This window comes from Amniculibacterium sp. G2-70 (genome assembly GCF_014353055.1).
Lineage (GTDB): Bacteria > Bacteroidota > Bacteroidia > Flavobacteriales > Weeksellaceae > Amniculibacterium > Amniculibacterium aquaticum.
Genome location: NZ_CP060698.1, coordinates 1,973,099 through 1,992,087, shown reverse-complemented (window position 1 = coordinate 1,992,087; position 18,989 = coordinate 1,973,099). Strand labels below are relative to the sequence as shown.

The following is an 18,989-nucleotide window of genomic DNA, read 5'->3' as shown; positions in this document are numbered from 1 at the left end:
TCCAAACTAAACACTATTTAATTTGAATAATTCTAAATAAAAACAACGGTCGCAAAACGAAAGTAGCTCATTTTGTAACAGTTACACTAAATATGAAAAATTTCAATTGGATTATAAAAAGCAATAGTCAGCAACAATATATGGCTATAAAACACTATCCCACAATCTCTTGCAACTCCAGCCATCTCATTTCTTTGGTTTCCAATTCTTCGGAAACATGTTCCAATTCAGCAGATAATTTGGCTATAATTTCGTAATCGCTTTGGTTGTTCAGAGCCTCCAGGATCTCGTTTCTCTTTTTTTCTAAAGCTGGCATTTCGATATCCAAAGCATCCAATTCTCTTTGCTCTTTGAAGCTTAGCTTTCTTTTTGAGGAGTTTTTAGGAATTGTTTCAGTTCCTTTGTCTTCTTTTTTTTCAGGTATTGACGGTACGGTTTTGGACTGATTTTCTTTTTTCCACAAACGGTATTCTGAAAAATTACCCGTAAAATCTTTAATCTTTCCTTCCCCTTCAAAGGCCAAAACATGATCGACAATCCTATCCATGAAATATCGATCGTGGGAAACAATGATGACCGAACCTTGAAATTGATGCAGGAAATTTTCTAAAACCGTAAGTGTAGGCAAGTCCAAATCGTTGGTCGGCTCATCAAAAATCAAAAAATTAGGATTCTGATATAAAACATACATCAGGTGCAACCTTCTTTTCTCGCCTCCCGAAAGCTTATAAATGGGTGAATACTGCGTGACATCGTCAAACAAAAACAACCTTAGGAATTGCGAAGCCGAGATGGTTTTTCCATTGGCCAAAGGAAAGTTTTCAGAAATTTCTTTGATAAAATCAATGACCCTTTCGTCTTCTTTATATGCTAAACCTTTTTGAGAAAAATAACCAAATTTGATGGTTTCTCCAGTTTCAATTTTACCGTGATCGGGTTTTTCAAAACCTTGGATGATGTTGAGTAAAGTCGATTTGCCGGCTCCATTTTTACCGATTATACCCACTTTTTCGCCTCGTTGAAATTGATACGAAAAATCCTTCAACAAAACTTTATTTCCAAATTTTTTGTCGATATTTTGCAATTCCAAGATTTTGTTTCCCAATCTTTTCATTTCGAAATCCAAGACCAAACTTTGTTTAGAAGTATTGGTTTTGGCGACTTTTTCGGTTTCGTAAAAAGCATCTATCCTGCTTTTGGACTTGGTGGTTCTGGCTTTTGGCTGGCGTCGCATCCATTCCAATTCTTTTCTGTAAAGGTTGTTCGCCTTGTCAATGGCAGAATTCAGATTGTCCTCACGGATCATTTTATTTTCCAGATAGGTCGCGTAAGCTCCTTGATGCACAAAAAGCTGTTGATCTTCCATTTCCCAAATGATGTCACAAACCGAATCCAAGAAATACCTATCGTGCGTGACAAGTAACAAAGTGATTTTTTCCTTGGACAGGTAATTCTCCAACCATTCTACCATATCGACATCCAAATGGTTGGTGGGTTCGTCCATGATGAGCAAGTTATGGGTATGTTGTGCACGGGTTTCTACGAGCAATTTGGCGAGAGCGACTCTTTTCACTTCACCTCCTGACAGCTTCCCCATGGGAGTTTCCAAGTTGGTAATTTTCAATTGTGAAAGGATGAGTTTCATCTCATTTTCCAAATCCCAAGCCTTATGTACTTCCATTTCGTGAATGGCATCTTCCATTTCTTGTGGATCCTGCGACAGCAAGGATTGATGGTACTTCTTAAGTGCCACAACAGGAGCCGAATCCAAAGTCATGATAAAATCTTCGATGGATAATGCAGGATCAAAAGCAATTTCTTGATCGAAAAGTACCACCTGAATGTCCTTGTTGACAACGACCTTACCGGAATCCGGTATTTCCTTGCCCAACAAAATCTTTAGCAATGTCGATTTGCCGCTTCCATTTTTTGCTACAATAGCGATCTTATCGCCTTCGTTGACATGAAATTCTATGTTTTTGAACAATACTTTTACGCCGTAAGATTTGCTGAGGTTTTCTGCACTGATATAATTCATGGAAATGGAATTGCTTTTTAAGTCTGCAAAAGTACGGAAAACAAAAAGGAAAAATGAGGTTGCCCATAAAATCCATTTTCCCCCAAAAAAAATGTCCATCAAAGTAAAAGAATACAAATACTTTGATGAACAATCCGTTAATTAATCAGTTATAAAATTTTAAAAGGCTCTTCGTCACTTTTAAGACTATTTATTGCCCAGCAAAACCAATTCTTCTACCCGGATTTCGGTAATGTAATGCTTCTTACCCTCCTTATCTTCATAATTTCTGTAGGTTAGTTTGCCTTCAATGGATATTTCTTTACCTTTTTCTACATATTTTTGAAAGATTTCTGCAGTTTTTCCAAAAGCAACCAAGTTGTGCCATTGGGTATCTTCTACTTTTTCACCTTTCGCATTGGTGTAATGATCGCTTGTTGCAAGGCTTACTTTTGCCAACATTCCGTTTTCGAAATTTACCATTTCTACTTCTTTTCCTGTTCTACCGATTAGGGTAACTTTGTTTCTTAGTGACATGACTATAAATTTTTAAATTATACATCAGACTTGAATCGTTCGTTTTTGATCTTCAAATCTCTGGTGCAAAGTTTCAACGCTTTACAAAATTTATTCGGTGTTTAAACGCTTATTATCGACAGTAGTCGTTTACAAATGTTTTAAATATTAATAATCAACACATTACTAAACGCAAAAAACTTTAAACTAAAAATAAAAAAATCGTATTTTTAGCAAAACTTTTAATAATTATCCAATTCAACATAAAAAAAGATTCCATGAGTGCAGCAGAAATTTCGGTTAAACAAATCCTTGACTCTATACAAGACGACAGAAAAATAGCCTTCAACAAACTCCACGAAACCATTGTAAATCATTTGCCGAAAGGATTTGAAGCCGGCATTTCTTATGGCGGCTTGGGGTATGTAGTTCCGCATTCTGTATATCCGGACGGTTACCATTGCAAACCGACAGAACCTCTGCCTTTTGCTGGAATTGCTTCTCAAAAAAACAGCATCAATTTTTACCACATGGGTATTTATGCCGATCCTGAGCTTTTGGATTGGTTCGTTGCCGAATATCCCAAACATTGCTCACAGAAATTGGACATGGGAAAGAGTTGCATCCGATTCAAAAAAATGGAAAACATCCCTTTTGAACTTATAGCTGAACTGATGCAGAAAATGACGGTATCCGATTGGATACAGAAATACGAGGAACTTTATAAGACTAAGGTTGAGGCTAAGACTAAGACTAAGACGGAGGCTAAAACTAAAAAATAAACACAAATCACATAAATTAATAAATGAATAAAATACGAAAACTGTATCCTTGGACCACATCCATACCCATACTCGCGAGCATTTTGTACCTCAGTGGATTGTTGGACAACAACATTATTTTCCAAACTATTGCCGGTATTTTATTGCTCCTTTGTGTAATGTCTGCCGTCCATCATTCCGAAATTATTGCCCACCGAGTTGGCGAACCCTACGGAACCATCATTTTAGCGGTTTCGGTTACCATTATTGAGGTTTCCATCATTATCTCGCTGATGGCAACCGGAGGCAGCGAATATGCTTCTTTTGCTCGAGATACGGTGTACGCCGCCGTCATGATCATTCTCAACGGGATCGTTGGCATTTGTTTATTTATCGGTGGCAGAAAATTTCATACCCAAACCTTTTCTCCTCATTCTGTAAAAATTGCGTTGGTATCTTTGGTGTCCATTGTCGCCTTCACCTTGATCCTTCCCACCTTCACCAAGAGCCATGCTGGTCCCTACTATACCAAAGCGCAACTTTTGTTTGAGTTTTTTGCCTGCATTGTCATCTACATTGCATTTATATCGGCACAAACGGTTAGGCATAGAGAATATTTTATCACAGAAGAAAACGAAACTTCAGAAGAAATTCAGCATTCAGTCAACGATCAATCGATGGTTATTAGTTTAATATTTCTATTAATCAGCTTGACCGTTGTGGTACTCTTGGCAAAATCGCTTTCTATACCAATCGAAGATTTTTTAGTGAATCAAGGTTTGCCAAAAAGTTTGGTTGGGATTATTCTGGCTGCTGTAATTTTGCTTCCCGAAGGCATTGCTGCCGTTAGTGCTGCTAAAAACAACCGCCTACAGACCAGCCTTAATCTGGCATTGGGTTCAGCAATTGCCAGTATTGGACTTACCATTCCTGCGGTATCCATCATCAGTTATGCTTATGACATCCCGATAATTCTGGGATTGGACATTTTACCCATCATCTTATTGGTTATTTCTATTTTTACCGTCATGCTTTCCTTGATTGGAGGTCGAAGCAACGCCGTTTATGGTGTGGTTTTGTTGGTCAACTTGGTTGCTTATGTATTTCTAACCATTAATCCTTAGTTTTTTATGAAAAAGATGACTCTTTTTTGTTTTTTACTGAACTTCACCTTTCTTTATTCGCAATTAAAATTTGAAGGAAAAAAAGTGATTACCTACCCCTACTCAGGAAGCAGACAATACTTTTATGGCCAACTAAAACCAGAAGAATATTCTATTTTGATGGGCGAATTGGAAGTTGAGTTGAAAACCAAATTACCAAGAGATAAAGCCATCGTCATAAATTATAACCAAGCTGCGTATTTTTGTTCGTTTGCAAAACTTAATAATTCGGATAAAATAAGAGTCATCAAAAATGGAATCCGAATTTCAAATCGTATTTGTAAAGATAACAATGCAATAGACTTTTTTGTATATACCAAGAATTCTTTCTTCAAAAAAATTCTCGAACAAAACCCTCTGTATATTCTGGATTCGGGATATTTTTCCAATAAATTTTTCACTAAAAAAGAAAGTTGCAAAGCCTATTTTGTTTTAAAACCCAACGGGCATTTCATCACTATTTATGGAACAGATCAATTGTCTGAAGTCGATAATTATCTAAAAAAAACACATCAATAAAATTTTAACAACTTTTTTATGTACAAAACCACAAAAATACTTTTCTTAAGCTGGGGATTGTTTGCTTTTACACTATGCTACAGTCAACACCAAAACAATAAAGAAATCCAGTCCATCGGAGGCGAGAAGGACAACCACGGCTGCCTACCTGCTGCTGGACAAACATGGAGTAAATTGAAAAAAAATTGCATTCAAGTTTTCAACGAAGGGCAACGATTGGATCCTGTTGAAACAAAAGAAGGCGAAGCTGTATTCAGCGCATTCATTCTATTCAACAACGACCAAACAAAAGCAGAATTGTTCCTGCCCAACAACAAGCAATTTATTTTAAACCCAAGCAATAACGGTTTGTACAAATTCAACCGATACACCTACAACATCAATGACAAAACCTTGTACTACAAAAGAAAATTAATCTACAAAGCAAAATAGATTTTGATCGCTCTGCAAATCATAGAAACGGTTCTGTTTTGATCGCCTTTTTTTAATAGATTTACCTTTTGCAAAAAGAGTTTTCATTTTAAAATTTCAAAATTCATGAAAATTACCATCCTGTCCCTCTTCCTTTCCTTTTTTTGTCTGGCTCAGGACATCAGAAGCGTACAGCTTTTCAATCCTAAAACCAATGACGAAACGCCTATTATTGGCTTTTCTGATCAATTGATTCTGAATTTTGACGATCTCAGCAATTCATCCGAAATCTACAGATACACCCTAAAACATTACGATAGAAATTGGAAAGAAGACGGTCTTTTCTTCTCCGAGTTTGCTACGGGCAGCCTTAGCGGATTGATCGATGACCGACAATATTCCTTCAATACTTTCCAAAAATACACCCACTATCGTATGACTTTCCCCAACGATAAAATTCAACCAAAAATTTCAGGAAATTTTGAAATTATCGTTTACACCGACAGTCCAGAAAATCCATTGTTCAGCAAAAGATTTTGTATTGTTGAAGACGGTGCACAATTGGGCATCAATCTTTCTCGATTGTCCGATGCCAGAAATCCCAACCTGAACCAAAGAATTGAGGTACAAGCGATATCCAAATCTCAGTCTTTGCTTTCTAATGTCAATTCTATAAGTCTGAATGTGATCCAAAACAACAATTGGAATCTGGGAATATACAACCTCAAACCGAGTACGGTGATGGGCAGCCAGTTGCTATTTCAACAAATGAATTTGGCGTTTCCTGGCAACAACGAGTTTTATTATTTTGACAATAAAAATATAGACCGACCTTTCGACATGGTCTCTGGTGTGGAAAATAAAGATGGAGAAAATTATACTTACCTGTATCCCGTTTGGGCTTTCCCGAACAATTACCAATACCAACCCGATGTCAACGGTGCTTTTTACTTCAGACGCAGCGATTTGGGAATTGAAAGAAATGCCGATAACGAAGCCGATTACTCTTGGGTACATTTTGTATTGGACTCGGAAAAAACCGATAAAGAAATCTTTGTCCTTGGTCTTTTCAACGACTATACTGCCGATGAAAAAAGCCAAATGCAGTACGACAATAGTGCAAAAAAATACATCGCAAAAATCTATCTGAAACAAGGTTTCTACAATTATATTTTAGCAACAAAAGACAGCAACGGAATCCTGAATTACGGTGAAGTGAATGGTAATTTCTGGCAAACGGAAAACCTGTACCAAGGTTTGTTATACTACACGCCTTTTGGCAAAAGCTACGATGCCCTAATCGGATACGGGGAACTAAGAAAACAAATTCGATAATTCAATCCTTCAAGGATTTAAAATCCTTGAAGGATTCTGTAACCAACAAAAAACGAGCTTTTCAGCTCGTTTTAATTTTTATTAAAGTTTTTAATTACATCAGTTCCAGACAAAGTTCTTTTACGACTTCTATCCAACGATCCTCATCGTTCAGACATGGGATATAGTTGAAGCTTTCGCCTCCTGAATGTAGAAATTCTTCTTTACCTTCTACTGAAATCTCTTCCAAAGTTTCCAAACAATCGGACACGAATGCCGGACAACAAATGGCCAAATTTTTCACTCCTTTTTTAGGCAAACTTTGCAAAGTAGCATCAGTGTAAGGCTCTATCCATTTGTCATTTCCTAAACGAGATTGGAAAGAAACCACGACTTTTTCATTCGGGATTTGCAATTTTTCGGTTACCAATCTTGTGGTTTCAAAACATTGATGTCGGTAGCAATACGGATGTGCTGGCAGACTTTCTTGCTGACAGCAATTGTCGATACGACAGGTTTTGGTAGGATCCGTTTTATACAGATGTCTCTCCGGAACACCGTGGTAGGAAAACTGCAAAGCATCGTAATTTTCCGGTAATTTCTCCCGAATACTTTCTGCCAAACAATTGATGTAGATTTCTTTGTTATAAAACGGCTGTACGAACGAGATTTTAACATCCGAAAAATATTTTTCCCTAACTTCATTTGCCTTTTCCACCACCGTTTCTGTGGTGCTCATAGCATATTGAGGATACAACGGGAACAACACAATCTCTTCTACCCCTTGGTTTACCAATTTTCTAATTCCCGTTTCTATGCTGGGTTCGGCATATCGCATCCCAATTTCCACAGGACAGTCGACCAATTTTTGAAGTTTTACTTTTATTTTTTCAGTGAAAACAATCAGTGGCGATCCGTCTTTGGTCCAGACCGTTTCATAAGCTGCAGCCGATTTTTTGGGTCTCGTTTTCAAAATAATTCCTCTGACCAACAAAGCACGGAAAAGCCAACGATAGTCGATAACCCTTTCGTCCATCAAAAATTCGTCCAAGTATTCTTTGACATCTTCAACACGAGTTGATTTTGGCGAACCCAAATTCACCAATAAAATTCCTTTTTTCGGAGACATATCAGGTAAATCGGATTAAGCTTTCTTAACAAATTCAGATTTTAGAGCCATGGCTCCGAAACCATCAATTTTGCAGTCGATATTATGGTCTGAATCCGGTCTTAGACGGATATTTTTAACTTTTGTCCCAGCTTTCACAGGCTTAGGTGCTCCTTTTACAGGCAAATCTTTCATCACCACAACCGAGTCGCCATTTTGCAATTCGTTTCCGTTGATGTCAAAAATTTTATCTTCATTTCCAACTTCATTGGGATCAAATTCATGAAAACACTGGCTGCAAACCAGCAGATTATCTTGTTCGTAGGTGAATTCGCTTCCACATTTTGGGCAAGGCATCAAATCGCTCATGTTCTTTAATTTTCAATTTTCTGTGCAAAGATACCAATTTGAAACGACAAGTCTATCCTGAAATAAAACAGATATTTAGTCAAATAATCCATATCCTTTGTATTAACTTTCAATTTCCAAATTCAAAAACCTTATTTTTGCAAAATATTTACAATTTATGGAACTGATACACCGCAACCTACTGATAGGAATACACGACTCTCTGCAAGAAACTTTTTTTGAAAAAAACAAATATGCCGACAAAGTAATCGAACGATTATTGAAGGCTCACAAAAAATGGGGAAGCCAAGACAGAGCCGTTGTTTCCGAGATCTTCTACAACATCATCCGTTGGAAAAAAAGATTGGAATACTACATGGGCGAAGGGGTAAAACCATCCAATGTTTACAAATTGATCCTTGCATATCTGCTGTGGAGCAATACCAAATTTAAAAAATTTGAAGAATTTGAAGGCATAAAAACCGCAGACATCCTTAACAAACTGAAAAAAGGAACCGTCCCTACAAAAGCTTTTGAATACTCCATTCCGGATTGGTTGGTTGAGACTTTAGAAAAAGAATTGGGAAGCCAATGGGAAAGAGAAATGGATGCGTTGAATGTACAAGCTCCGACCATCCTAAGAGCCAATTCTCTAAGAACAAGCACAAAGGGACTGATCCAAGAGCTGAAAGAAGAAAATGTACATTGCTTTGCAGTACAGGGCTTTAGTCATGCTGTACAGTTGGAAGAAAAGAAAAATGTTTTCTTGACCTCTATTTTCAAAGAAGGATTTTTTGAAGTTCAGGATGCCGGATCTCAAATGATTGGCGAATATGTTGATGCACAACCGGGAATGCGAGTAATTGATGCTTGTGCTGGAGCCGGTGGTAAAACCCTGCACCTTGCAGCCATGATGGAAAACAAAGGACAAATTATCGCCTTGGACATCCATGCTTGGAAGCTAACCGAACTGAAAAGAAGGGCCAAAAGAGCCGGTGCCCATAACATAGAAACCCGTGCCATTACCGACAATAAAGTCATCAAAAGATTGCACGAAAAAGCCGACCGACTTTTAATAGATGCTCCATGTTCTGGACTTGGAGTTTTAAGAAGAAATCCTGACAGCAAGTGGAAAATCGATCAAGATTTTATCGATCGAATAAAAAAAGAACAAGAACAAATCCTTCAAGACTATTCTAAAATGGTAAAAAAAGGCGGGAAATTGGTCTATGCAACCTGCTCCATCCTACCGAGCGAAAATGAAAATCAGATAAAATTATTTTTGGCCAACAATCCGGATTTCAAATTTGTAAAAGAAAACAAAGTCTTGCCGAGCCAAGGTTTTGATGGCTTTTACATGGCAATGCTTGAAAGAAAAGCATAAGAAATCAGAGTTCTAATCCTTACGAATTGCGTTCTTTCAATTCATAATCGTAGTTATACAAAACTGTATTTTTCCAAGGGATTTAGTTCCCTTGGATTATTTATTTAAACCAAAAAACCATTATGAGAACAGCTCTTTTGTTTTTATTCATTTCCATTTTGGGATTTTCTCAAAATTATAAAATTACCTATCAAACTTCTTTTGAAGGAAAAACAAGACCACAAGATCCAGTGGTGGTTTTTGCCAATCCCAATGAAAATTATATCCTGACCGAGTCCATCTTGAAAAAGGAAAAGCAAGTTCCGTTTGAGGTTATAAAAAACATCAGTAAAGAATCCAAAACGATATACTTTGGTTTTTTAGCTCATCAAGAAATTGCAGCAACCGAAACGGACAAAGCCTTGAAAAGCTACACCTACCAACTAAAAGACGATACCAAAAAAATCTTGGGTTATGTGTGCAAAAAAGCCATCACCTCGGTCAATTCCAATACAATAGAAATTTGGTACACCAATCAATTGAACCTTTTTGCCGGCCCCAATCTGATGGGACAAAACTTGGGTTTGGTATTGGAAGTCACCCGAAACGGAAGTACAACCACCAAAGCTACTGAGCTGAAAAAGGTGAAAAGCATGGATTTCAGTACCCTTTTCAATACCGAAAAAGCAAAATTCACCGACGGTCTTTCGTACAAAGATTTGTTGTGGAAAAGTAAATTCGAAACCCTTAGCGTTTTCAATCAAGCCACAATTAATTTTAGCGGAGAAAGCAAATCCGACGAAATCATCAAACGATTTGCCAACGGTACGGTCATTCTAAAAAAAATAAAATTCCCGGAAATAGCAAGCGGCAGTCAGATTTTTGTACAGCTGAATGAACAATCCAAAGGAGATGCTTATGACAGAACGGGGACGGTTTTCGCCGTACCTCAAGATCGAACGATGTCGTTTTTGGATGCATTGGAAAAAGGCATTAAGACCGTACCTGCATACGAAAACGGAAACGGTAAAAAATATTATGGTGTCGAAATCACCAAAGATTATCTCCCCGCTCTTGAGTTGATGCGCTTTTTCACTCCTTTCGGTGTAAAACAATTCAACCACATCCAACTAAAAGGTAAAAATTGGGAAGAAAAAGCCAATTATAGACAAGACATCAGCGAGCTGGGTCCTTCACTTTCTGGAAAAGAACTGTGGATAGGTGCTTTTATCGGAAATTATGACAAAGGCGGCCACCAAATCGATTTGGAAATTACCATCCATAAAAACGATGGCGAGGTTTTCAAAAACAACTTCAACCTTCCATTGTTCAACACGCTGAACATCATGGAGATGGCCGGACAAGACTACAGCACCATGTTCAACAACGACAAAGGTTTGGAAATAGACTTTGACCTGAAAGAAGATTTGGAAAATGCCACACTTCGATACCTTTCCACCGGACATGGAGGTTGGGGAAATGGTGATGAATTCGTACCCAAGGTCAATTCAGTTTATATAGACGGTCAATTGGTTCATTCCTTTATTCCTTGGCGTTCGGAGTGCGGAAGCTATCGATTGTACAATCCGGCGTCTGGAAATTTCGAAAATGGGCTTTCATCCTCAGATCTTAGCCGAAGCAATTGGTGTCCCGGTACGGTGACCAATCCGAATTTCATCCCGCTTGGGAATTTGAAATCCGGAAAACATCGTATCAAAATAAGCATTCCGCAAGGTGAAAACGAAGGCAGTAGTTTCAGTTCGTGGAATGTAAGTGGAACGCTTTTAGGGACTGTAAAAAAATAATCGCGTTGATTTTTTTATAGAGTTCAATACATTTTCTTGGTATTTCATTAAAAAAAGAAGAACTACACTTATATATTGTAAAAAATATTTATATTTGAGCTCCTTTAAAAAAATAATTAAAATTAATATGAAAAGAAATACTCTACTTCTTTTAGCAACTTTTACGGTTGGAGTTCTATTTGGGCAATCCAATAAGTTTGAAGATATAAATACTTCTAAAAAATTGGCAGTCTCCTACAGAACGATCAAGGAAAAAGATAAAGACGATTATTTTCAACAGTACTTTTGGCTGGTAAAAGCGGAAGAACTAAAGGCTTATCCGCATTTGGCAAAAATAAAATCCAATGTTTTGTTTCAGTTTGTTAAGGAAATTTATCCTGCAAATGTGACTAAAAAATTGGAAAAAGACGAGCAAACATTAAGAAACAATGCCGAGCAAGCTTTGGATCAATTCTTTAAAAAGAAAGACTACAAAAATCCTTTGGTGATGGACAATGTTATCTCTTTTGTTGATCCAAGCAGAAAATTGTATTTCACAGAAGTAAATCCAGAAAAAATTTCTGAAATCATTCCTAAGCAATTGTACTCCTTCTCTTCATACGACAAAAGAACTAAGAATGAAAAATCATACTTCCTTTGGGTTGATGAGGACAAGTTCAGAATTATGAGTACAGTTCCGCCAACTGAGGATAAAAAATTCTACAAATCGCTAGAAGAAATTTTGCCAAATTATAAATTTTCCAGCTTCGCACCAGAAGTTAAGAAAGGAAACAAAGGTGATAAAAAAGATGCTGATTATTTTTACATCACTCCTTTCCAAGAAGGAAATGAGAACATACAGTACAGAACCGAGGATTTCAAAAAATTTGAATTGGTAAAATACAAAGAAGCCGGTGGTGCCTGGGAAAGTGTTGATAAAAAGAAAAAGAAGAAATAACAGAATCCGGAGAAAACTCCGGATTTTTTTTTACATTTAGATTTTTAATTTATACATCATGACCGAAACAAAAATAAACATCCAAGGAAACAAAGGAACAATTACTCTTTTTTATGATGCTGAAAATGCAGGGCATATAGAATTCAACATCGATGCGGAAGGAAATATCGACATAGACCATACCGAAGTCGATCCAAAATTTGGAGGAAAAGGTTTAGGAAAAGTCCTGGTAATGGCAGCAGTAGAGTACGCCAAGGAAAATGACATTTCTATAAAAACCACTTGTCCTTTTGCACATAAAGTTTTTGACAGAACTCCTGAAATTCAGAGTTTTTGGAAAAATTGATAGAAGATCTCAACATGACAAATCAATCAAAAGACCCTTTGCATGGGAAAAGGCTGGATGCCATTTTGGAAGAATTGGTGGACTATTACAAAGGTTGGGAAGAGTTGGGAAAGCAAATCAACATTCGCTGTTTCAATGACAACCCAAGCATTTCTTCATCTTTAAAATTTTTACGAAAAACACCTTGGGCAAGAACAAAAGTAGAGAGTTTGTACCTCTATGTCCTCAGACAAAAAAAGAAAAAAGGGCTTTTGTAAAACCCTTTTTTCGTTGACAGATAGATTCCATCTCCTCCGTACGGCTCTCCATAGCCCTATCAGTCCACAAACTCTCCGCTCACATAATACCATCTGTTGTGCATTTTCTGGAAAACAGAAATTTCGTGGTGAACTTGGTTTTCACCTTCGGCATCGGTGTAAAAGGCTTTAAACTCTACAATATTCAAGGCCGGAGTGCCTACAATTTCCAACTTCGTCCATTGGTTAATTTCGCCCCATTCTTGCAAATCGGCTTTGTTGTGAAATTTTCTTTTCCCGGGCAAAGTCGTTTCCATCAGATAATCGCCATTCGGGATAGCAAATGCCGAAAACCTCGATCGCATCAGAGCTTCTGCAGTAGGCGCATGAGTTTCCATTTTATGAAAAGGCTCACAACAATCTTTATAATCTTTTCCTGAACAACAAGGACATTTCATAATTTTCGTTTTTATTAAATCCTTCAAGGATTTTGAATCCAAGACATATTATTCATTTTTTCTTAATTAAATCCTTCAAGGATTTTGAATCCTTGAAGGATTATTTATTAAATTACCCAAACGCTCTTTTCAAAAGACTCTCTACTTTAGGCTCGCTTCCTCTGAAGTTTTTATACAATTCCATAGGATCTTTCGTTCCACCGCTGGATAGTAAAACCTTGAATTTGGCTGCAGTTTCCGAATTAAAAATCCCCGTTTCTTTGAAATAAGCAAAAGCATCGGCATCCAAAACTTCCGCCCATTTGTAGGAATAATATCCTGCGGAATATCCACCCTGGAAAATGTGCGAAAAAGTCGGACTCATCGCCGTTTCCGGATTGAGTGGATACAAAGAGGTCTTTGCAAATTGCTCGTCTTCAAAAGATTTTACATCCTTCACTTTTTCAGGATGCGTATGATATTCCATATCCAACAAGCCAAAACCTAACTGACGAAGGGTTTGGTAGCCCTCCATAAAATTTTTAGATTGGTCTATTTTCTGTATTTTTTCATCTGCCAGAACTTCACCTGTTTGATAATGTTTCGCAAAAGTTTTCAAAAATTCGGGTTCGAAACAGAAATTTTCCATAAACTGAGAAGGCAATTCTACAAAATCCCATTTTACGGAAGTCCCTGAAAGATTGGGATAAGTAGTGTTGGCCAACATCCCGTGCAGCGCATGCCCAAACTCGTGGAACAAAGTGGTCACCTCCTGAAAAGTCAGTAAACTCGGCGTATCTTTCGTAGGTTTAGAAAAATTGCAAACGATGGAAATATGCGGTCTGTGGTTTTCGTTATTCTGCTTGAACTGGCTTTTATAACTCGTCATCCACGCTCCGGCTCTTTTGCCTTTTCTTGGGAAATAATCAACATAAAGAACAGATTTAAACTCTTCACCATTTTCTGTTTTCTCAAAAACTTCGTAGGTTTTCACTTCAGGATGGTATTTTGAGATGTTTTCAACTTCTTTAAAATTTAAACCGTACAGTTTCCCAGCCAATCCGAAAACCGCCTCTTGGACCTGATCCAATGGGAAATACGGTTTCAGCTCTTCATCGTTCAGGTCGTATTTGGCTTTTCTCAATTTTTCCGTATAAAACGCGTGGTCATAACTTTGCATATCATCGATACCATCAGCTTTTGCAAGAGTTTTCAGTTCTTCAATTTCTTTTTCGGCATAGGGTTTTGCTTTCACCAAAAGTTCATTCAAGAAATCCAGAACTTGAGTCGGAGATTTTGCCATTCTTTCTTCCAAAACATAATCGGCATAGGATTTATATCCCAAAAGTTGAGCTTTTTGATGTTTTAAAGAAACGAGTTCTTTGATGAGATTTTGATTGTCAAACTCGCCACCATCAAAAGATTTTTTGCCGTTTGCCAAAGCCAATTCGGCTCTCAACGCTCTGTTTTCTGCATAGGTCATGAACGGAACATAGCTTGGATATTGCAAGGAAACCACCCAACCTTCGAGATTTTTTTCTTTGGCATCTTCGGCATATTGAACCAAAATACTTTCGGGAATCCCTGCCAAATCTTCTTTGTTGGTAAGATGTTTAAGATAGGCATTGGTAGAAGCCAAGGCATTTTGCCCGAACTGAAGCGATTTTAAAGAAAGATCCATATTGATTTTCTTTAAAGTTTCTTTATCGGTTTCGTTTAACAAAGCGCCACTTCTCACAAAACCTTTGTAGGTTTCCGTGAGCAACATTGCTTGCTCTTCGTTAAGATGGTATTTTTCTTTTTGGTCGAATACTAATTTTATTTTCTCGAATAATTTTTCATTTTGAGAAATTTTAGAAGCGTGTTCGGTTAAAAGTGGAGAAACTTCTTGGGCAATTTGTTGCAACTCGTCGGAAGTTTCGGCAGAATTGAGGTTGAAAAAAATATTGGAAACCACCTCTAATTTTTCCCCGACAAAAGCCAAAGCTTCAACGGTATTTTGGAAAGTGGGCGCTTCGGTATTGTTGACCAAATCATCAATTTCCTTTTCAGATTGAGCGATAAGCTCTTTAAAGGCCGGAAGGTAATCTTCGTTTTTTATCTGATCAAAAGGGACTGTTTGGTGTGGTGTATTAAAGTTTTCTGTAAGAATATTCATTATTTTAAGGTATTCTAAATTTATATTTTTTTAAAGTTAAGCTAAAGTATATGTTCTAAAGTCCAGCATTTTTACGAGTCCTGAATCTAAGAGCAGAATGATATTTTCTAAAAGATCTTCTCGCGCGACAAAAGAAAGATGAAAAGCAATTTCATCCAATGAGCAAGGTTTATTTCTAAGCACATTCAGGATTTGATCCGGTGTTTGGTTGGAAAATAGCGAAGATTTGGATCGTTCACAGTAGGAACATTGTCCACAATTTTTGGCATTTTTCTCTCCAAAATAAGAGAGTATCATTTTCATTTTACAAAAATCATCATTTCTGAAAAAGAATTTTATCTCTTCCCATTTTTGCAATTTATTGATCTGTATCTGCTTGAATAGTTGATAGTATTTTCCTTGATAGGCTCTGTCATTTCTATGCTCTAGAAAACGAATGCTCGACATATCTCCATCGATATAGTTTAAGAGTTTTTGCTTCTGAAGTTCCTTTAGCCGATCTTTTATCAGGAAAGGTTCTATACGCATTTTATCACTTAGTGTGTTTTCGTAAAAATGAACCTTACTGCTGGTTATTCCTGGTAAACAACGGAACAACAATTCCACAAAATAGGCGTCCTTTTTGGGTAAAGAGTCCAAGTCGTCCACTGAAATTTTCAATTCTACGGTAGAGGCGTCTTTGAAATCGTTAAGATATATCAGCTCTTGATTGTGCAAGAACTGAAGAACATTTTTAATTTTAGCCAAAGAACTACCGGTCAACCGTTGTAGATTTTGATAATTCAACTGAAAATACTCTTCAGGAAGTTCATTTTCAGCAATTTGAAACATCGAAAAAAGGTAATACAGGATTTTTGTAAATTCAATTTTATTAGGAATTGAATTTTTTAGTATGTCATCAAACTTGTTAAACTCTTGATCGTTCCACAAGCAAAAGGCAAAAGAATCCTGTCCATCTCTACCCGCTCTACCAATTTCCTGATAATAATTTTCAATGGAAGGAGGTACTGAAAGGTGCATGACAAAGCGTACATTGTCTTTGTCTATCCCCATACCAAAGGCGTTGGTTGCAATGAGTACATGGTTGTTGCTTTGTAACCAATGGGCTTGTTTTTGTTGCTTTTCTTTGTACGATAAACCCGCATGGAAAAAGTCACAACTATTTATTCCTTTGGATTTTAAAAACTGATGCAACTCTTCGGTTTCTTTACGAGTTCTGGCATAAATAATCCCAGAATTTTGATTGTACTGAAGCCAGTCGAAAATTTTTTGGAATTTATCCGCTATTTTTTCGGTGATAATTTTAATATTGGTCCTACTAAAACTTTTTTTAAAAACAGCCGGTGTCTGCAAGCCTAATTTTGTTTGTATTTCTACTAAAACGGTGGGAGTTGCTGTTGCTGTCAGTGCTATTATAGGTACTTTTTTCACCTCATTTCTGAATTCTTTTATATTTTGAAAGCTGGGTCTAAAATCTTGTCCCCATTCTGAAATGCAATGTGCTTCGTCCACGGCAATAAAAGAGACATCAACCTCTTCTATATGTTGCAAAAATGATTTATTCCTCAGTCTTTCAGGTGAAATGTAGAGTATTTTTATAAGTCCATTTTTACATCGATCATAGATTCCTTCGGCTTCAAACTCGTCCAAATCGGAAGAGAGATAATCGGCTTCTATGCCCATCCCCAACAATTGATCAACTTGATCTTTCATAAGTGCCAAAAGTGGAGATACCACAATACATACGCCTTGTAAAAGCAATGCTGGTAACTGAAAGCAAAGAGATTTTCCGCCTCCGGTTGGCAACAACGCTACGGTATCTTCTCCTTGCAATACCGCATTTATGATTTCCTCTTGTAAATCTCTAAAAGCCGTATGCCCCCAAAAATGTTTTAAAGTCTGAAGTTTTAAATGTTTGATTTCTGATGCATTGAACATAGAGTAAAAGTACAAAATCTGAATACAATTCACAAAAAAAGTCATGCAAGTTGCATGACTTTTCATTAAATATTATTTTTAAGAAATTATCTTTCTTGGAAATAAACTCTTCTGTTCGCTTCGTTTTTCCATTCAGGACATTTCGTAGCAGGATCACATTCAGGATACTTCAAATCATGTTTACCACGACCTTCAGAAACCATCATTCCTTTGCTTACTCCTTTATCTTCAAGATATTTCACTACAGCAGCAGCTCTTCTTTCAGAAAGTTTTTGGTTAAGAGCATCATTACCTCTGGTATCGGTTGCACCAATAACTAAGAATTTAGCATCGCCACCTACTGATTTAATAACATCAGCTGCATGATTTAATTTAGCGAAAGATGAAGGACGGATTACCGCTTTGTTCAATTCGAACTCAATTCCTTCTAAGGTTTTGTTAACCTCTTCCACTTTACCAGAAATATTTGGTTTTTGAGCTTCAACAGGACAGCCTTGATTTTCAACTGGTCCAGGAACAGTCACACACTTGTCGTAAAGATCAATAACACCGTCCAAGTCAGCATCCAAAGCTACACCTGCACCATCAACTCTTGCACCTGCTGGGGTATCCAATTGTCTGTCCCAATCATCGCAAACACCGTCGTTGTCTTTATCACCATTTTTGCAAACTTCAACATCTTGGTTTTTATCGGCTAAGACATCAATTTTGTAATAAAGTTCTTGTAATGGATCATGCCAGAAAAGGTGAGATTCGTGTTTTCCAAGTTTTAGTGTTGCTCCTAAAGTGAAGTTCAAGAAATTATCAGAAGTTTGTTCTTCTCTCAAATTCACTGGTGTATTGAAATTACCGTTTCCTAAGTAAGCACCACCTCCATCGAACTCGTCATCACCAGTCATTACATACATGGCTCTAGCTTCTAAGTCGAATCTATTGTTTAGCTTATATTTAAGTCCAGAACCTGCTTGAAAGAACATAGATCCTAAAGTAAAAGGTTTCACTTCGGACATTAAATTTTGAGTACCTCCTGTATAATCGGATTTTTGATATGCTCTATACGCCAAAGTACCTACCCCTGCATAACCGTGGAAGGCCCATCTGTATGGAGACTTATTATCTACCCTTCTCAATAAATTTGAAAAGTTAACATCACCTAGGATAGAAATAGCATCGTACTGAGTTCTACCTGCAACTGGTTTGTTAGAATATGGATTAGACATTGCTGGAATAGCATTTTTGGTATCAAACCAACCTTGTCTGGTTTCCCCTCTATCGTATTGAAGTGCCAATCCAAAAGCATGTGTTATTGCTTTATCCACACTTACATAAGCAGAATAACCAAATAAATTGGCATCGCCTCCGTTTCCATTTTTGATGGAAGTAAGGTCTGCAGATTGTACCAATGGAACCCCTACTCCAAAAGAGATTGCCCAATCGTTAAATCTTTTTGACTCTTGTGTAAACTTAGACACATTAGCTGAACCGGACGAGAAAGTATTTGGGTACACTTGTGCGTTACTTCCGGTTGTATCTTGTGCGAATGCAAATGTTGAAAATGAAAATGCAAACGCGATAATCGCTTTATTTAATTTCATAATTTTGTTTTTTAATA

18 protein-coding genes are annotated in these 18,989 nt (G+C 37.1%); 10 read left to right on the top strand and 8 right to left on the bottom strand.

Annotated features, from left to right (window positions below):
* Window positions 1-154: 154 nt before the first annotated feature.
* Window positions 155-2,038 carry an ABC-F family ATP-binding cassette domain-containing protein gene (locus H9Q20_RS09230; protein ID WP_187477562.1) on the bottom strand — a complete coding sequence of 628 codons (1,884 nt, stop codon included), beginning with the start codon at window positions 2,036-2,038 and terminating at the stop codon, window positions 155-157.
* 186 nt (window positions 2,039-2,224) lie between these two features.
* Window positions 2,225-2,554: a single-stranded DNA-binding protein gene (locus H9Q20_RS09225; RefSeq protein WP_187477561.1), complete on the bottom strand. Its 330-nt coding sequence runs from the start codon at window positions 2,552-2,554 to the stop codon at window positions 2,225-2,227.
* A 257-nt stretch (window positions 2,555-2,811) separates the two neighbouring features.
* Here H9Q20_RS09225 and H9Q20_RS09220 point away from each other — a divergent pair, with 257 nt between their 5' ends.
* The 5 genes from H9Q20_RS09220 (at window position 2,812) to H9Q20_RS09200 (ending at window position 6,722) form a co-directional block, all read left to right on the top strand.
* Window positions 2,812-3,315, top strand: a complete 504-nt coding sequence (locus tag H9Q20_RS09220; RefSeq protein WP_187477560.1) for a DUF1801 domain-containing protein — start codon at window positions 2,812-2,814, stop codon at window positions 3,313-3,315.
* A 23-nt stretch (window positions 3,316-3,338) separates the two neighbouring features.
* Entirely contained in the window at window positions 3,339-4,418 is a 1,080-nt protein-coding gene (locus H9Q20_RS09215; protein WP_124641257.1) for a calcium:proton antiporter, read from the top strand.
* A 15-nt stretch (window positions 4,419-4,433) separates the two neighbouring features.
* Window positions 4,434-4,976 (top strand): hypothetical protein, encoded by a 543-nt coding sequence (locus H9Q20_RS09210; protein ID WP_187477559.1) that lies wholly within the window; start codon window positions 4,434-4,436, stop codon window positions 4,974-4,976.
* Window positions 4,977-4,994: 18 nt separating this feature from the next.
* A complete protein-coding gene (locus H9Q20_RS09205) occupies window positions 4,995-5,408 on the top strand; it encodes a hypothetical protein (protein ID WP_187477558.1) in 414 nt (137 codons plus the stop codon).
* Window positions 5,409-5,513: 105 nt separating this feature from the next.
* Window positions 5,514-6,722, top strand: coding sequence for a DUF5103 domain-containing protein (locus tag H9Q20_RS09200; RefSeq protein WP_187477557.1), 1,209 nt, complete (start codon window positions 5,514-5,516; stop codon window positions 6,720-6,722).
* A gap of 94 nt (window positions 6,723-6,816) precedes the next feature.
* Here the strand turns inward: H9Q20_RS09200 and hemH are convergent, their stop codons facing one another.
* Window positions 6,817-7,830 carry a ferrochelatase gene (gene hemH / locus H9Q20_RS09195; protein WP_124641249.1) on the bottom strand — a complete coding sequence of 338 codons (1,014 nt, stop codon included), beginning with the start codon at window positions 7,828-7,830 and terminating at the stop codon, window positions 6,817-6,819.
* A 15-nt stretch (window positions 7,831-7,845) separates the two neighbouring features.
* Entirely contained in the window at window positions 7,846-8,178 is a 333-nt protein-coding gene (locus H9Q20_RS09190) for a zinc ribbon domain-containing protein YjdM (protein WP_124641247.1), read from the bottom strand.
* Window positions 8,179-8,335: 157 nt separating this feature from the next.
* Here H9Q20_RS09190 and H9Q20_RS09185 point away from each other — a divergent pair, with 157 nt between their 5' ends.
* The 5 genes from H9Q20_RS09185 to H9Q20_RS09165 all read left to right on the top strand — a co-directional run bounded on the left by H9Q20_RS09185 (window position 8,336) and on the right by H9Q20_RS09165 (window position 12,865).
* Complete coding sequence (locus tag H9Q20_RS09185) at window positions 8,336-9,541, top strand: RsmB/NOP family class I SAM-dependent RNA methyltransferase (protein WP_124641245.1); 1,206 nt, start codon at window positions 8,336-8,338, stop codon at window positions 9,539-9,541.
* A gap of 122 nt (window positions 9,542-9,663) precedes the next feature.
* Complete coding sequence (locus H9Q20_RS09180) at window positions 9,664-11,325, top strand: GLPGLI family protein (protein WP_187477556.1); 1,662 nt, start codon at window positions 9,664-9,666, stop codon at window positions 11,323-11,325.
* Between the two features lie 127 nt (window positions 11,326-11,452).
* Window positions 11,453-12,262, top strand: coding sequence for a hypothetical protein (locus H9Q20_RS09175; protein WP_124641241.1), 810 nt, complete (start codon window positions 11,453-11,455; stop codon window positions 12,260-12,262).
* 58 nt (window positions 12,263-12,320) lie between these two features.
* Window positions 12,321-12,608: a GNAT family N-acetyltransferase gene (locus H9Q20_RS09170; RefSeq protein WP_124641239.1), complete on the top strand. Its 288-nt coding sequence runs from the start codon at window positions 12,321-12,323 to the stop codon at window positions 12,606-12,608.
* A 14-nt stretch (window positions 12,609-12,622) separates the two neighbouring features.
* Window positions 12,623-12,865 (top strand): VF530 family DNA-binding protein, encoded by a 243-nt coding sequence (locus H9Q20_RS09165; protein ID WP_124641237.1) that lies wholly within the window; start codon window positions 12,623-12,625, stop codon window positions 12,863-12,865.
* A gap of 59 nt (window positions 12,866-12,924) precedes the next feature.
* On the opposite strand, the gene H9Q20_RS09160 is transcribed toward H9Q20_RS09165, so the two are convergent.
* The 4 genes from H9Q20_RS09160 to H9Q20_RS09145 all read right to left on the bottom strand — a co-directional run bounded on the left by H9Q20_RS09160 (window position 12,925) and on the right by H9Q20_RS09145 (window position 18,972).
* On the bottom strand, window positions 12,925-13,302 hold the full coding sequence (locus tag H9Q20_RS09160; protein WP_187477555.1) for a YchJ family protein: 378 nt from the start codon (window positions 13,300-13,302) through the stop codon (window positions 12,925-12,927).
* Between the two features lie 112 nt (window positions 13,303-13,414).
* A complete protein-coding gene (locus H9Q20_RS09155) occupies window positions 13,415-15,439 on the bottom strand; it encodes a M3 family metallopeptidase (RefSeq protein ID WP_187477554.1) in 2,025 nt (674 codons plus the stop codon).
* 36 nt (window positions 15,440-15,475) lie between these two features.
* Window positions 15,476-17,377, bottom strand: a complete 1,902-nt coding sequence (locus tag H9Q20_RS09150; protein WP_187478605.1) for an ATP-dependent DNA helicase RecQ — start codon at window positions 17,375-17,377, stop codon at window positions 15,476-15,478.
* An 86-nt stretch (window positions 17,378-17,463) separates the two neighbouring features.
* Window positions 17,464-18,972 (bottom strand): OmpA family protein, encoded by a 1,509-nt coding sequence (locus H9Q20_RS09145; protein ID WP_124641231.1) that lies wholly within the window; start codon window positions 18,970-18,972, stop codon window positions 17,464-17,466.
* Between the last annotated feature and the right edge of the window lie 17 nt (window positions 18,973-18,989).

Excerpts from the sequence above, each read along its gene's own strand:
- H9Q20_RS09230 (WP_187477562.1), bottom strand. The coding sequence starts at position 2,038 with ATGAATTATATCAGTGCAGAAAACCTCAGCAAATCTTACGGCGTAAAA.
- H9Q20_RS09225 (WP_187477561.1), bottom strand. The coding sequence starts at position 2,554 with ATGTCACTAAGAAACAAAGTTACCCTAATCGGTAGAACAGGAAAAGAA.
- H9Q20_RS09220 (WP_187477560.1), top strand. The coding sequence starts at position 2,812 with ATGAGTGCAGCAGAAATTTCGGTTAAACAAATCCTTGACTCTATACAA.
- H9Q20_RS09215 (WP_124641257.1), top strand. The coding sequence starts at position 3,339 with ATGAATAAAATACGAAAACTGTATCCTTGGACCACATCCATACCCATA.
- H9Q20_RS09210 (WP_187477559.1), top strand. The coding sequence starts at position 4,434 with ATGACTCTTTTTTGTTTTTTACTGAACTTCACCTTTCTTTATTCGCAA.
- H9Q20_RS09205 (WP_187477558.1), top strand. The coding sequence starts at position 4,995 with ATGTACAAAACCACAAAAATACTTTTCTTAAGCTGGGGATTGTTTGCT.
- H9Q20_RS09200 (WP_187477557.1), top strand. The coding sequence starts at position 5,514 with ATGAAAATTACCATCCTGTCCCTCTTCCTTTCCTTTTTTTGTCTGGCT.
- hemH (WP_124641249.1), bottom strand. The coding sequence starts at position 7,830 with ATGTCTCCGAAAAAAGGAATTTTATTGGTGAATTTGGGTTCGCCAAAA.
- H9Q20_RS09190 (WP_124641247.1), bottom strand. The coding sequence starts at position 8,178 with ATGAGCGATTTGATGCCTTGCCCAAAATGTGGAAGCGAATTCACCTAC.
- H9Q20_RS09185 (WP_124641245.1), top strand. The coding sequence starts at position 8,336 with ATGGAACTGATACACCGCAACCTACTGATAGGAATACACGACTCTCTG.
- H9Q20_RS09180 (WP_187477556.1), top strand. The coding sequence starts at position 9,664 with ATGAGAACAGCTCTTTTGTTTTTATTCATTTCCATTTTGGGATTTTCT.
- H9Q20_RS09175 (WP_124641241.1), top strand. The coding sequence starts at position 11,453 with ATGAAAAGAAATACTCTACTTCTTTTAGCAACTTTTACGGTTGGAGTT.
- H9Q20_RS09170 (WP_124641239.1), top strand. The coding sequence starts at position 12,321 with ATGACCGAAACAAAAATAAACATCCAAGGAAACAAAGGAACAATTACT.
- H9Q20_RS09165 (WP_124641237.1), top strand. The coding sequence starts at position 12,623 with ATGACAAATCAATCAAAAGACCCTTTGCATGGGAAAAGGCTGGATGCC.
- H9Q20_RS09160 (WP_187477555.1), bottom strand. The coding sequence starts at position 13,302 with ATGAAATGTCCTTGTTGTTCAGGAAAAGATTATAAAGATTGTTGTGAG.
- H9Q20_RS09155 (WP_187477554.1), bottom strand. The coding sequence starts at position 15,439 with ATGAATATTCTTACAGAAAACTTTAATACACCACACCAAACAGTCCCT.
- H9Q20_RS09150 (WP_187478605.1), bottom strand. The coding sequence starts at position 17,377 with ATGTTCAATGCATCAGAAATCAAACATTTAAAACTTCAGACTTTAAAA.
- H9Q20_RS09145 (WP_124641231.1), bottom strand. The coding sequence starts at position 18,972 with ATGAAATTAAATAAAGCGATTATCGCGTTTGCATTTTCATTTTCAACA.